The sequence below is a fragment of the Methylophaga frappieri genome (genome assembly GCF_000260965.1).
Classification (GTDB): domain Bacteria; phylum Pseudomonadota; class Gammaproteobacteria; order Nitrosococcales; family Methylophagaceae; genus Methylophaga; species Methylophaga frappieri.
Map to the genome: position 1 here is coordinate 2,683,092 of NC_017856.1, position 14,374 is coordinate 2,697,465.

Below are 14,374 nucleotides of genomic sequence, written 5' to 3' on the forward strand. Positions count from 1 at the left end.
ATTATGAGTTCAAACCCGAGAAAAGGCATTTTATCTTTAAAAATCAGCGATCAGAATATGCTGTATCACTCGTATATGCCATTTCTGAAAAATGGCGGGCTGTTTATTCCAACCAATAAGTCTTACGCCTTGGGCGAAGAGGTTTTTATTCTTCTTAATCTGATGGATGAACCAGAAAAAATTCCTGTCGCGGGTAATATTGTCTGGTTAACGCCCAACGGTGCTCAAGGGAATCACGCCGCCGGTATCGGTGTGCATTTCAGTGATATCGATGGCAGTGCAGCAGTTGTTCGAGGCAAAATCGAAAATTATCTGGTGGATAAGCTCAAGTCTGATAAAGCTACCTACACGATGTAATCTGTTTACCCAATACTTTTCGGAAAAATGCATGTTTGTTGATTCACACTGTCACCTCAACTTATTACAAGATGAGCCAGGCGGCATTGAGGCCCTGGTTGCGGAAGCCACAGCAAGAAAAATTGAACATATGCTTTGTATCGCTATCGACAAGGCGAGTTGTCAGTCTGTCTATGACATTGCTAAGGCTTATCCCCATATTTCTGCCAGTGTCGGGATTCATCCCAATGTAGATGCTGCAGAACAATTCACCATTGAAGAGTTAGTTGAGGCTGCAAGCGACAATAAAATTATTGCGATTGGTGAAACGGGCCTGGATTATTTTCGCAGCGAGGGTGATTTAGCGTGGCAGCGTGAGCGGTTTCGTATTCATATTGAAGCTGCCAAACAAACCAAGAAACCCCTTATCATTCATACACGTGAAGCCCGGGAAGATACGATGACAATGCTTGAGCAGCACCAGGCGCGTGACGCCGGGGGCATCATTCATTGTTTTACCGAAAATTGGGAAACAGCCAAAAGAGCGCTCGATATTGGGTTTTATATTTCTCTATCCGGGATCGTCACCTTTAAAAGCGCTCGAGAACTTCAAGACGTGGCAAAAAAACTCCCGGCTGATCGGATTTTGATAGAAACCGATTCACCTTATCTTGCGCCAGTGCCGCACCGTGGTAAAACCAATAAACCAGCGTTTGTTACCCATGTTGCCGAGTTTTTGGCAGAACTGCGTCAAGAACCGTTAGAGCAAATTGCCCAACAGACAACCGACAACTTTTATCGGTTATTTCCTACGGCGCGCGCTGCATAATCATGAAAAATCACATTAAAACAATGGCTTTTACGGTTGTTTTAATCTGTTTTATTACAGGGTGCGATAAGGTTCACCCCCTAGTACCACTTGATTCAGATGATGTAATACTCGCCTTTGGGGATAGTTTGACTTTCGGCAGTGGTGCCAGCTTGAGTGAAAGTTATCCTGCTCGGCTTGATAGCTTATTGGATCAAAAAGTTATCAATGCAGGCGTGCCGGGAGAGATAAGCGGTGAGGGACGTTCACGGCTACCGGCCTTGATTGAGGATATTCAGCCGGCTTTAGTGATTTTATGTCACGGTGGGAATGATTTACTGCGTAAGCTGAGCAAACAGCAAGCCAAACGCAATCTTATCGCCATGATAGAAATGATTCAGCAGAGCGGGGCGGATGTGGTGTTAATTGCGGTTCCAGAGCCTGGTATGTTGCTATCGCCGCCGGATTTGTATGCTGAATTAGCCGAAACGTATGATTTAAATATCGAAACCACGGTATTGTCAGATGTGCTCGCAAACCGAGCGTTAAAATCAGATCCCATCCACCCCAATGCACAAGGCTATCAAATGATAGCCGATGCCATCAGCGACATTTTGGTTGATGCGGGCGCGGTATCCTTAATCGACAATTAATCGACGATTTTGCGATTTCTGACTTATTCAGCCCTAGTCAGATCAAAGCTGATTACTTGCGTTTAATTACCTAAGATTAATATTGCGCAAATAGTGTCGTTTTCAGTAAGCGATGACGCGTCATTGTCTGCATAAATCAGGCAAACAATCCCATCAATCCCTCTTTTTAGCTTGGTTTTGTCTTTGTTTATTGCATACAAATAGCCGTTAAGTTAGTTTTCCTTAGACCAGACCTTAAAGGGGGAAGAGGGATAGCAAGATGAGCATATGGCAACCGCGAATCAACGCTCAGGCTCGGGTCAAATATGTCGGCATTGTTGAAGCGCTGGAATCAGATATCAAAAATCGTCAGGTTAAACCTGGAGATCGATTGCCGACACAGCGTCAGATAGCCAATGTGCTCGGTGTAGATTTGACAACCGTTACTCGGGCGATGAAAGAGGCGGCCAGTAAAGGGCTCGTGGAAGCACAGATTGGCAATGGTACCTTTATTGCGCAAACGGCTTACAATCAATACAACGTCCTACACCTGACTGAAGGCAAGCATCTGGACTTGTCCATGAATAACCCGCCAAATCCAGTAAATCTCAAACTAGAACTTGAAATTGCTGAGGCCTTAACACAACTTAGTGAAACAGGTGAACAACCTCTCAACCACCTCAGTTATCAGGAAACAGCAGGCCACCCGGATGACCGAGAAGCCGGTCGTGTTTGGTTATTCGACAAGCTCGGGCAGGAGAAAGCCGATGCCATTTTGGTCACAAGTGGCGCGCATAATGCGATTTATTCCATTCTCAGTTATTTAAAGCGCTCGGGAATTAAATCAATAGCCGCGCCAGAACTTTGTTATCCGGGGCTGCGCGCAATTGCTGATCAGCTACAACTGGAAGTTTACAGTGTGGCAATGGATGGTGAGGGCGTGATTCCTGAGGCTTTGGAAAAAGTAATTAAGTATTATCGGGTTGGTGCGTTTTACGTTACGCCAAATTTTGATAATCCAACGTCAACAACACTGCCATCCGAGCGTCGAATCAAGATTGCGGATATTGCTCAAAAGTACCAGATTCAACTGATAGAAGATGATCCCTATTATGTTTTTCTGGATACACCTCTGCCAGCACTTTATACATTGGTGCCGCCGCAGACCTGGCATATCGCGACAGTATCCAAGTGTTTATCGCCAGCCTTACGTGTCGCTTTTGTTGTAACGCCAAACGTGACAGAAGCATTGGCGTTAGCTGAAGAAACTCGCGTTAACAATATTATGTCTCCGCCGTTAATGAGTGCCGTTGTTGCCAGATGGATCCAAACGGGACGGATATTGCCGCTAATAGAAGCAATCAAATCGGAAAATAGTCAGCGGCAAGCATTAGCGTCATCAATATTCAACCTGACAACCAAAAATGCCTCTGCTGCGCCACATATGTGGTTGCCATTGCCGCGTGGTATGACAGCGTTAAATTTTTCAGAGCAGGCAGGAAGACTTGGTGTTTCTGTCGTGCCATCAACAGCGTTTGTCAGCACCCGAAGCCAACGTCAAGGGGTGAGAATTTCATTAGGTGGTGCGCGAGATTACACCTCACTTGAACAAGGTTTGCAGTTGCTATCAAATCTATACCTGAACAGAGAAAACAGGTCTAAGTCAATAATATAAATAAAAAAATACAAAGTCAGTGAGAGTTTGTTATGTCTAAACCAATTGATATTCCGGTCAGAGTTGAACTCTATGACCACTTGAATGAATGGGAAGTCAATACAGGTGAACAAGGAAAAGTTGTCCCCCGGCGGATGAAAGGTCGGTATCGCACGCTGAAAAATTACGGCATGTGTGTGTGGTTAATCTATTTTTTAATGCCCTATTTGCGTTGGGATAATCGACAGGCCATTTTGTTTGATATTCCTGACCGGCAATTTCATATCTTTGCCGCCACTATTTACCCACAGGACATCTGGGTGTTGTCTTTAACGCTGTTGTTTTTTGCTATCTTACTCGCCGCAGCGACCAGTATCGCCGGCAGGGTGTTTTGTGGTTACTTTTGCTTTCAAACCGTCTGGACAGATGTGTTTACTTTTATCGAAGGAAAACTTGAGGGCAATACACCATTTAAACGCAGCCAGTTCACCGCGATGCCTTGGACAGTAATGAAACTGACCAGAAAAGTGGTCAAGCATGGTTTATGGATTGGTATTTCATTGCTAACGGGGCTGACGTTCTCCGCCTGGTTTACCGATGCCTACCAATTATGGGGGGATGTCTTGCAATTACAAGCGGCCACACCAGTCTGGGTGGCTTTAGCAATATTTACCTTCTTTACCTATTGGTTTGCGGGGTTCATGCGTGAGCAAGTGTGTTTTTGGCTTTGTCCCTATGCCCGATTACAAGGTGTCATGTATGACCAGGACACGGTATTACCAGCATATGACGCAACTCGGGGGGAGCCGCGTGGCAAGTTTACCCGTCAAGCTACTGATAATAAAGGCGCTTGTATTGATTGTAAGCTTTGCGTTGCAGTTTGCCCGACGGGAATTGATATTCGTAAAGGACAGCAGGAGGGGTGTATAACCTGTGGGCTATGCATTGATGCTTGCGATAGCATTATGGACAAAATTAATCAGCCGCGTGGTTTGATCCGCTATGCTTCTTATAAAGAGCTGCATCAAGGCAAAAAAACTATCTCGCTGTTCAAACGTCCGCGTGCATTGGTTTATGGATTTATCCTGTTGTTATCGGTATCTGGCGTAATTTATGGCTTTAGCAGTTTTTCTCCAACCGAGTTTACCGTCACGCAACAAAGAAAACCGCTCTATATTCGTATGAGTAATGGCGATATTCAAAACAAATACACATTGAAACTGTTGAATAAAACAGATGCTGTTTTGGAAATTCAATATCACGTTTCGGGTTTAGAAGAGGCCACGGTGATTGGTTTAGATAAAACCTTCAAAGTTGAACCGGGTAGGGTCATTCCGATTACTGCATTTGTCCGTTTGCCGGTGTACATGCAAGACGAGTCGAATCTGCATAAAATTGAGTTTGTGGCGACGGCAGTAAATAACCCTGAGATAACAGATACTTATGAGAGTGTTTTTATCACGCCGCCATGATGAGTAAAAATGAAACCCTGCAGCAGCGTAAAAAGGTTATCGCAGGCGGTATCTGCTCATTAATCTTATCAGTGGGCATTGCGCGTTTTGCTTATACGCCATTTCTCCCTTTGATGATTGATGAGGCTGGTTTATCTAATGCAATGGGAGGGTGGCTGGCAACGGTAAACTATCTTGGTTACTTATTTGGCGTCATTTTGATCTCGCTAATGCAAGAGTTGCAAAGTAAATACACGTTTTATCGACTGAATTTACTGATTGCCGTGATTAGCACCAGCCTGATGGGGATCACAAGTGATCTCATGCTATGGAGTCTTTCTCGTTTTATTGCCGGGGTGTCGAGCACCGCAGGGATTATATTGGCCGCTGGGTTTGTGATGAACTGGCTTAAAGTGCATGGTTTTAAACCCCAGTTAGGCATGCACTTTTCTGGTCTTGGTTTAGGCATTGCCATCCCTGGCATATTGATTGTTTTCATCAACACCGATTTTAGCTGGGCGATGCAATGGCAAATCATGGCAATGTTTGGCCTGATTTTTCTTATACCGGCTTGGGTCTGGATGCCGAGGCCGCAGAAAATCAGTAGTGATAACGTGGTTTCAGCGCCAAGGGTTAATAAATCATGGCTTAGATTGATGATGCTGGCTTATTTCTGTGCTGGGGTCGGTTATGTGATTAGTGCCACCTTTATTGTGGCCATTCTTGAATCCATGCCGGCACTCATCGGGCGGGGCAACTTAATTTGGGTGATCCTGGGTATCACGGCGATTCCATCGTGCCTGTTCTGGGATAAAGTTGCCAAGCAGACAAATGAAAAAACCGCGCTCATCGCTTCCTTTGCCACATTGCTGATTGCCATTCTCATTCCCGCTCAGTTTCAGAGCTTACAAGCGAATATTGTGGGCGCAATGTTGTTTGGTTTAACCTTTGCCGGTATTGTCAGTTTGATGTTGATGTACATTGGTAATCAATTTCCGGCCAATCCAGCGAAAGCTATGGCAAAACTAACCATTAGTTATGGCGTAGCACAAATCAGCGCGCCTGCCATCGCAGGCTACATGGCAATGCACACCGGTTCTTATGTCAGTGCCTTATGGATGGCGGCGGTTTGCATGCTGGTCGGGATTATCTGTTTAGTAAACATCAAATGACGTCGTCATTATTCTTTCACCTTGACGACCAGCCGACCCTGAGATTGATTATTTAATAAGGCTTTTGCATGGTGTTTTACGTCAGCCAGGCGGATAGTTTTTGTCATCATCTCCAGCTTTTGCATATCGAGATCCCTTGCTAACCGTTGCCATGCCTGATTTCTCAAGGGTTGTGGACACAGGACACTGTCAATGCCAACAAGTGTGACACCACGTAAAATAAAGGGCGCGACCGTCGATGGAAAATCCATCCCTCCGGCAAGGCCACAAGCAGCAACAACACCGCCGTATTGCGTAGAGGCGCAGGCATTGGCTAAAACATGTGAACCAGCCACATCAATCACGCCGGCCCAATTCGCTTTTTGTAAGGGCTTACCCGGCACAGAAAATGTTGAGCGCGGCAAGACACGTTTTGCCCCAAGGTCGGTTAAGTATTCATACGCTTCTTCTGTTCGGCCTGACAGGGCGACCACATCATAACCAAGCTTGGCAAGAATCGTGATAGCAATACTGCCAACGCCACCTGTAGCGCCCGTTACCAGAACGTCACCAGAGGCGGGGGTAACGCCGTGTTTTTCAAGCGCCATAATGCATAGCATGGCAGTAAAACCAGCTGTACCAATCGCCATCGCTTGTTGCGCAGAAATTTGATCGGGCAGGGGAGTCAGCCAATCGCCTTTAACACGCGCTCTTTCGGCAAGGCCACCCCAGTGTGATTCACCAACGCCCCAGCCATTCAATATAACCGCGTCACCAACAGCAATATTCGCCTGCTTTGATTCCAGAACTCGACCTGAAAAATCGATACCGGGCACCATCGGAAAGGATCGAACTACGGGGCCAGCACCTGTAATAGCGAGCGCATCCTTATAGTTAATCGTCGAATAATCGACTTCAACTAATATCTCCCCATCGGGTAAGGCATCATCATCTATTTGGCTAAACGTTGCCTGACTCTGATCTTGCGTCTTTTCAATTAACCAGCCATTGAACATATCATGCTCCTTAATCGATAAAATGCGTTATCTCTGTTTCTGGATCCTCATTTAGATTCAGGCTGTGTTTACCCTGAGCCTGTTTTGCTTTGAGATAGGCCAGATTACCCGGTTTGGTATGTGCTGAAGTGGGAATCGTTTTTTCAACGATGATGCCGTTTGCTTCAAGTTGTTCGCGTTTTACCGGGTTATTGGTGATTAATTGAACGCGATCAATATCAAGGGCTTTAAGCATCTCGGCTGCTTCTGAAAACTGACGTTGATCTTCAGCAAACCCTAAACGTACATTCGCTTCATAGGTATTCAGGCCACTATCCTGTAGCGCGTAAGCATCCAGCTTATTGTAGAGACCAATACCGCGACCTTCTTGGCGTAAATAGAGCAGAATGCCACCGGCGTTATCCAAAAGAGACAGGGATTCTTCCAACTGTTCGCCACAATCGCACCGCGATGAATGGAAAATATCGCCTGTCAGGCATTCAGAATGAATTCGAATGATTGGCGACGTTACATCAGCAGATTTTCGAACAAACTTGATTGCAATATGTTCAAGACCTGACTCAAGACCAAAAAAAGAAATGATCTCAGCATCAACTTGTGCAGCGCCCACTTTTAAGGGAACAGATTGTCTAATTTTGGCCATGATATCAGCGTGGATTAAAGTTCGAGCTTCGAAAGTGGGGGCAAGACCAGAAAATTAAAGGGCTAATGCCGCATTTGTATCACCGTAAAACGTCTAACCGCGAGTCAAATATCGCGTGACGATCGCTGCCTGGCAAGCTAACTTGATGCGGATAATGTTTTCCTGAGCATCTGAAGCAGTCACATTCGGTCTATAAGGCTTATTTATAGTATCCAGCAGATATTTGGCCAATCGGTGACGATTTAACAACGTCTGACAGCTAAGGGTAAACAACTATTCGAGCACAGCAGAATGCGCAGTCGCGGGCATATCTGCGCTTGTCAGCCAGAGATCAATCGGGGAGAATCAATCCCTTTATTTTGTCAAATGGAAAAGTTATTAGATGGTCACCGGTGAACTGAAAAGCCAAGTCGATAAAATATGGGAAACCTTCTGGACAGGGGGCATCAGTAATCCGCTGACTGTTATCGAACAGTTCACCTATCTGCTGTTTCTACGCCGTCTGGATGAAACCCAGTTGCTGGAAGAAAAAAAAGCCAATATGACAGGCGGGCAGCTTAAAAACCCGCTCTATCAAAAACAGCATCAAGGCTTCCGCTGGCATAGTTTCCGGGAACTCGATCCGCAATCGATGTTTGCCTTGTTCACGCAGCCACAGGAAGAGGCCGACAACCTCACCGTGTTTGAGCATATGAAACAGGTGGGCAATCAGGCCGGGGTATTCGCGCAGTACATGAAAGGCGCAACCTTTATGATCCCGACGCCCAAGCTGCTGGATCAGGTCGTGCAGATGATCGACAAAATCCAGATGGACAATCGCGATACCAAAGGCGATTTATACGAATACCTGCTCTCAAAAATCGCCACCGCTGGCACCAACGGCCAGTTCCGTACCCCGCGTCATATCATCAAAATGATGGTGGAAATGATGGAGCCCAATCGCGAAGACACAATCTGTGACCCAGCCTGTGGCACCGCCGGATTTCTGGTGGCGTCAGGTGAATATATTTACGATCACCATCCCGACTGGCTGCATGATCAGACTTTCCGTGAACACTTCAACAGCGAGATGTTTACCGGCATTGAGTTTGATAGCACCATGCTGCGCATTGCCGCGATGAACCTGCAATTGCATGCCGTCGATAAACCCAATCTGATTGGTCTCGATGCGCTGGGCGAAAGCAATGCCAGCAGCCGTGAACAATTCAGTCTGATTCTGGCTAATCCCCCGTTCAAAGGTTCACTGGATTACGACGGCGTTGAGAAAACATTACTTAAAACCGTCAAAACCAAAAAGACCGAACTGCTGTTTATCGCCCTGATCTTACGCATGCTCAAAGTCGGTGGCCGCAGTGCGGTGATTATTCCCGATGGCGTGTTATTCGGCTCATCCAATGCCCATAAACAACTGCGGCAAACCCTGGTGGAAAAACAACGCCTGGAAGCGGTGATCTCGATGCCCAGTGGTGTGTTTAAACCCTATGCCGGGGTCAGCACGGCAGTGGTGATTTTCACCAAAACCAATAACGGCGGCACCGATAATGTCTGGTTTTACGATATGCAGGCCGATGGTTATTCACTTGACGATAAACGCGGCCCGGTTAAACACAACGATATTCCCGATATCATCCAGCGCTTTAAACTGCGTGATAAAGAAACAGAGCGAAAACGCACCGAACAAAGCTTTATGGTGCCGTTTGAAGAAATCAAACAAAACGACTGGGATTTAAGCATTAACCGCTATAAAGAAGTGGAATATGAGCAGGTGGAATATGACCCACCGACCAAGATTATCGCTGAGATAGAGGAACTGGATAAAGAGCGTGGGCAGGCGTTGAAATTGCTCAAGGAGTTATTGGGTTGAATAATTGGGAAACAATCAGGCTCGGTGATGCGGCCAGATTCATCAATGGTTATGCATTTAAGCCAAAAGATTGGAAAACTGAAGGCTTAGAAATAATAAGAATTCAAAACCTAACTAAAAGTAATGGCTTAAGTAATTACTATGATGGTGAGCTAGACCCAAGATACAAGGTGATAAAAGGTGACTTTCTGATCTCATGGTCCGCTACCTTAGGAATTTTTGAGTGGCGAGGGAATGATGCTTGGTTAAATCAGCATATATTCAAGGTTGTTTTTGATAAAAAGGAGTTTGATAAAAGTTTTTTTAAACATCTAATCGCGATGTCATTAGATGCTATGGGTAGAGAAACTCATGGTTCAACAATGAAACATATTACCAAGCCTAGGTTCGATAACTTTCAAATTCCATATCCACCATTGGCAGAGCAAAAGCAGATTGCAGCGATTTTGGATGCAGCGGATAGCCTCAGACAAAAAGATCAGCAACTGGTCGAGCATTACACCGCACTCAGCCAATCCCTGTTTTTGGAGATGTTTGGTGATCCAGAGACTAATCCTATGAGGTGGGAGTGTCGAACGTTAAATGAACTAGTATCAAAACTAGGCGACGGTTTACACGGTACTCCAACTTATAGCGAAGAAGGTGAATACTACTTTATCAATGGTAACAATCTACAAAATGGTGTAATTCAAATAAATTCTCAGACTAAAAAAGTCTCCTCAGAAGAGTTCAATAAACACAAAAAAGAGCTTAACGAGTCGACAATGCTTGTATCAATAAACGGCACAATAGGGAAAGTTGCTTTCTATAGAGGTGAAAATATCGTCCTTGGCAAAAGCGCTTGCTATTTCAACGTACAAGAAACATTGATAAATAAGATTTTTTTATATCGTTTGATAGAAAGTCCATATTTTATAAAGTATGCATCTGGACTGGCTACAGGAAGTACTATAAAAAATGTATCTCTCAAAACAATGAGAAACTTTCCTGTGCCAACACCTCCAAAAGAGCTCCAAAACCAATTCGCCGAACGTATCGCCATTATCGAACAACAAAAACAACAAGCCCAAGCCAACCTAGAAAACTCCGAAGCTTTATTTAACAGCCTGTTACAACGGGCTTTTACTGGCGAATTAACGGCAGATAGGGCAGCATAGGCAGACGAGTTCACAACAGGGAATGTTTGATGAGTAATTTTCAGTTTCTGCAAAGCGATTTTCCGGCACTCCATGCCGATGCCGTAGAAGCAGAACAACTGACTTTTCTCTCCCCGAAAGCTTCGGCGATTTTCTGCCGATCCAGCCTCGAAAATGCCGTTAACTGGTTGTATGACAATGACCGTTCCCTTAACCGCCCATGGCGTGCTGATTTAAGCACCTTACTGCACGAACACAGCTTTAAATCATTATTTAACAACACTTTATTTAATGAACTTAATCTGATTCGAAAAACCGGTAATATTGCTGCCCACGGCAAATCGGTCAGTCAGCAGGATGCTTTGGCCTCGCTGAAATACCTGTTTCGTTTTATGCGGCATCTGGCGATTTATTACGGTAAACACACACCCGAACCGCAGGTATTTGATGAAGCCTTAATCCCACATGGTCAGGCTACTCAGCCCAATGCACAGCAGCTTGCCGATACTGTCGCCGATGTGGAAGCCAAAAACGCCATTGAGCGTGAAGCCGAGCAACGTCAACGTCAACTGGCCGAACAAAACGCCCAGTTAAAACAACAACTCGAACAACAAAAAGCCCTGCTGGCTGAACGTAAACAGGCCCGCGAAAAAACAGTCAATATCGAAGCGGCCGTGCCATTACTGGTCTCTGAGGCCGAAACCCGGCGACGTTATATTGATTTATCACTGAAAGAAGCCGGTTGGGATAACTTGCAGGACGGTTATCACCTCGAATATGAAGTGACCGGCATGCCTAAAAGCACCAACCCTTCGTGCGTGGGCTATGTCGATTATGTGCTGTGGGGCGATGATGGTTTGCCACTGGCGGTGATTGAAGCCAAAAAAACCATGGTCGATTCCCGCAAAGGTAAACATCAGGCGGAGTTGTATGCCGATTGTCTGGAGCAGTTGAAAGGTCAGCGGCCGATTATTTTCTATAGCAGCGGCTTTGAAACCTATCTCTGGGATGACCAGTTTTATCCGGAACGCGAAGTTCAGGGCTTTTATAGCAAAGATGAATTGCAGTTACTCATCGAGCGACGCAGAACCCGAACCGATTGTCGCGATTTTAAAGTTAATGAAGCCATTGCCGGGCGCGCCTATCAATTAGAAGCCGTGGCCCGTGTTGCTGAAAATACGGTGACGCAAAACAGCCAGGGCGAATTACGGGGCAGGGCGCGGCAAAGCTTATTGGTAATGGCAACGGGTAGTGGTAAAACCCGCACGGCAGCGGCGATTGTCGATATGCTCACCAAATGCAACTGGGCCAAACGGGTGTTGTTTCTCGCAGATCGTAATGCCCTGGTCTCACAGGCAAAAAATAATTTTAGTGAGCTGCTGCCACAGTTATCATCGATTGATCTCACCAAAGAAAAAGAAGATAACGGCACCCGCCTGGTATTTTCGACCTATCCGACCATCATGAACCGCATTGATGGCATGCGAGACAGCGATACCCGCTTTTACGGAGTCGGCCATTTTGATCTAATTATCATCGATGAGGCGCATCGCTCGGTCTATCAGAAATACAAAGCGATTTTTGATTACTTTGACGCCCTATTGATTGGCCTGACCGCTACGCCCAAAGCCGAGGTCGATCACAATACCTATGGTTTATTCGGCATTGAGGATAACAACCCGACCTTTGCTTATGAACTGGATAAAGCGGTGGAAGAGGGCTTTTTAGTACCGCCCAAAGCGATGTCGGTGCCGCTGAAATTTATGCGCGAAGGGGTGCATTACAATCAGTTATCTGATGCTGAAAAAGCCGAGTATGAAGAGAAATTCGGCGATCCGACTCAGGGCGAAGCGCCGGATGAGATTGATAGTGCGGCCCTGAATAAATGGTTATTTAACGGCGATACGGTTGATAAGGTGCTCGATCATCTTATGACGCACGGCATTAAAGTGCAGGGCGGGGATAAGCTCGGCAAGAGCATTATTTTTGCCAAAAGTCATGACCATGCCTTGTTCATCGAAGAACGCTTTAATAAAAATTACCCCGAATATGCGGGCAAGTTTTTACGGGTAATCGATAACTACGAAAGCAAAGCCCAGGATTTGCTGGAAGTCTTTGTGGATGAATATGAAGAACGCGATCCACAAATCGCCGTCTCGGTGGATATGATGGATACCGGTGTCGATGCGCCGCGCGTGGTCAACTTGGTGTTTTTCAAACCGGTGAAATCACCCACTAAATTCTGGCAAATGATCGGCCGGGGTACACGTTTATGCCCGGATTTATTTGGCATTGGTGAGCATAAAACGCATTTTGTCATTTTTGATTACTGCCAGAACTTTGAGTTTTTTGATGCCAACCCCGATGGTGTCCAGGGCAAAATCGTTAAAAGCCTGATCCAGCAGGTATTTGAAGCGAAACTGGAAGTCGCCATGCTGATTCGCGGCGACACAGCCAGGACAGATGAGCAGGCAGACCTGGCCGAAAGTTATATCAACGAGCTGTATCAGGCGATTGCCGGTTTAGACAGAAACCGCTTCGTGGTCAAAGCCAAGCTAAGGTATGTGGTTGAGTTCAGCGACAAAGACCGTTGGCAGAATCTGTCCAAAAGTGATTTGCTGGATATCAATACCGAACTCGCCAAGCTGGTGCTGGCTGATAAAAACGATGATGAGTTTGCCCGGCGTTTCGATGTGCTGGTGCTGAATTTTCAGATAGCCTTATTAACCGGCTCGCATAGTCTGAGCCAGTTTATTAACAAAATAAGCAGCACCGCGAATGCTTTGTTAAAAAAGCAGAATATTCCTGCTATCGCTTTGCAAAAAGACCTGCTGAATGAATTACAAACCGAGGTTTTCTGGCAGGAAATCAGTGTCAACCGACTGGAAAATGTGCGGGTCGCTTTGCGCGACTTGATGAAATATCTCGATAAAGATCAGCAGCCTATCGTCAACACCTCATTTGAAGACACACTGGAACACGATAGCATCAGCATCCATGAGCCCATTGGCACCTACGTGACTCTGCAAAGCTACAAAGACAGGGTAGAGTCATATGTGCGAAGTCACAGTGATCACCTGGTGATTCAAAAGCTGAAAAGCAATAAACCGATTACCGAAACCGAAATCAATCTGCTGGAAAGCATTCTTTTTGATGGTCAGACAGTCGGCACCAGACAGGAGTACGTGGACACCTATGGTGATACACCGCTAGGCGTATTTATAAGGAATATTGTCGGACTGGATATGGCTGCTGCTCAGGCACATTTTGCAGAGTTTATTCAGGCTGGGAATTTACGCGCTGATCAGATGACGTTTATCAATAACATCATCAGCTACCTGAACAGAAATGGTGTGATTGAAAAAACCATGTTGTTCGAACCGCCATTTACCCATATCCACGATCAAGGCCTGTTAGGCGTGTTTGATGATGCTGCCGCGACCAAGGTGATTAGTTTGATTGACCGTGTTAATCAAAATGCCTTGGCAGCAGCGGCCAGCTAGAGACTGAGAACACGCACAGTTCGAATTTTAAATTCTACAGGCCAATCCTGCGTGTAATGACTCAGATTTTAAAATCTGAAACCGATCCGAATACCCCGGTGTTTTTTGTCATAACACATATTATGTGAACATCCCAACAGACAGATTCTAAAGCAGGATCTTGGAGAATGTCGCCTATAA

The 14,374-nt window shown here is 45.7% G+C and carries 11 protein-coding genes; 9 read left to right on the top strand and 2 right to left on the bottom strand.

All coding sequences use genetic code 11. The annotated features are described in order from the left end of the window. Window positions 1-3: 3 nt before the first annotated feature. The 6 genes from Q7C_RS12900 to Q7C_RS12925 all read left to right on the top strand — a co-directional run bounded on the left by Q7C_RS12900 (window position 4) and on the right by Q7C_RS12925 (window position 6,053). A complete protein-coding gene (locus Q7C_RS12900) occupies window positions 4-357 on the top strand; it encodes a PilZ domain-containing protein (RefSeq protein WP_014705227.1) in 354 nt (117 codons plus the stop codon). A gap of 31 nt (window positions 358-388) precedes the next feature. Continuing rightward, entirely contained in the window at window positions 389-1,165 is a 777-nt protein-coding gene (locus tag Q7C_RS12905) for a TatD family hydrolase (RefSeq protein ID WP_014705228.1), read from the top strand. Between the two features lie 2 nt (window positions 1,166-1,167). Continuing rightward, on the top strand, window positions 1,168-1,797 hold the full coding sequence (locus tag Q7C_RS12910; protein WP_014705229.1) for an arylesterase: 630 nt from the start codon (window positions 1,168-1,170) through the stop codon (window positions 1,795-1,797). A 259-nt stretch (window positions 1,798-2,056) separates the two neighbouring features. After that, the gene (locus Q7C_RS12915; protein WP_014705230.1) at window positions 2,057-3,451 is read left to right on the top strand and encodes an aminotransferase-like domain-containing protein; all 1,395 of its coding nucleotides are present in this window, start codon (window positions 2,057-2,059) and stop codon (window positions 3,449-3,451) included. 32 nt (window positions 3,452-3,483) lie between these two features. After that, entirely contained in the window at window positions 3,484-4,902 is a 1,419-nt protein-coding gene (ccoG, locus tag Q7C_RS12920; RefSeq protein WP_014705231.1) for a cytochrome c oxidase accessory protein CcoG, read from the top strand. Then, complete coding sequence (locus Q7C_RS12925) at window positions 4,899-6,053, top strand: YbfB/YjiJ family MFS transporter (protein WP_014705232.1); 1,155 nt, start codon at window positions 4,899-4,901, stop codon at window positions 6,051-6,053. The genes ccoG and Q7C_RS12925 overlap by 4 nt, the downstream gene beginning before the upstream one ends. Window positions 6,054-6,061: 8 nt before the next feature. Here Q7C_RS12925 and acuI read toward each other — a convergent pair whose 3' ends face one another. Together acuI and Q7C_RS12935 are read right to left on the bottom strand one after the other, a co-directional pair. After that, entirely contained in the window at window positions 6,062-7,048 is a 987-nt protein-coding gene (gene acuI, locus Q7C_RS12930; protein ID WP_014705233.1) for an acrylyl-CoA reductase (NADPH), read from the bottom strand. Window positions 7,049-7,058: 10 nt separating this feature from the next. Next, window positions 7,059-7,691, bottom strand: a complete 633-nt coding sequence (locus Q7C_RS12935; protein ID WP_014705234.1) for a GTP cyclohydrolase II — start codon at window positions 7,689-7,691, stop codon at window positions 7,059-7,061. 382 nt (window positions 7,692-8,073) lie between these two features. Between Q7C_RS12935 and Q7C_RS12940 the strand changes: the two genes are divergently transcribed. From Q7C_RS12940 to Q7C_RS12950, 3 genes are read left to right on the top strand one after another with little or no spacing between them, the layout of a single operon-like run. Further along, the gene (locus Q7C_RS12940) at window positions 8,074-9,555 is read left to right on the top strand and encodes a type I restriction-modification system subunit M (protein WP_014705236.1); all 1,482 of its coding nucleotides are present in this window, start codon (window positions 8,074-8,076) and stop codon (window positions 9,553-9,555) included. Continuing rightward, complete coding sequence (locus Q7C_RS12945; RefSeq protein WP_014705237.1) at window positions 9,552-10,712, top strand: restriction endonuclease subunit S; 1,161 nt, start codon at window positions 9,552-9,554, stop codon at window positions 10,710-10,712. The genes Q7C_RS12940 and Q7C_RS12945 overlap by 4 nt, the downstream gene beginning before the upstream one ends. Window positions 10,713-10,741: 29 nt before the next feature. After that, complete coding sequence (locus Q7C_RS12950; RefSeq protein ID WP_014705238.1) at window positions 10,742-14,194, top strand: DEAD/DEAH box helicase family protein; 3,453 nt, start codon at window positions 10,742-10,744, stop codon at window positions 14,192-14,194. The last annotated feature ends 180 nt before the right edge of the window (window positions 14,195-14,374 follow it).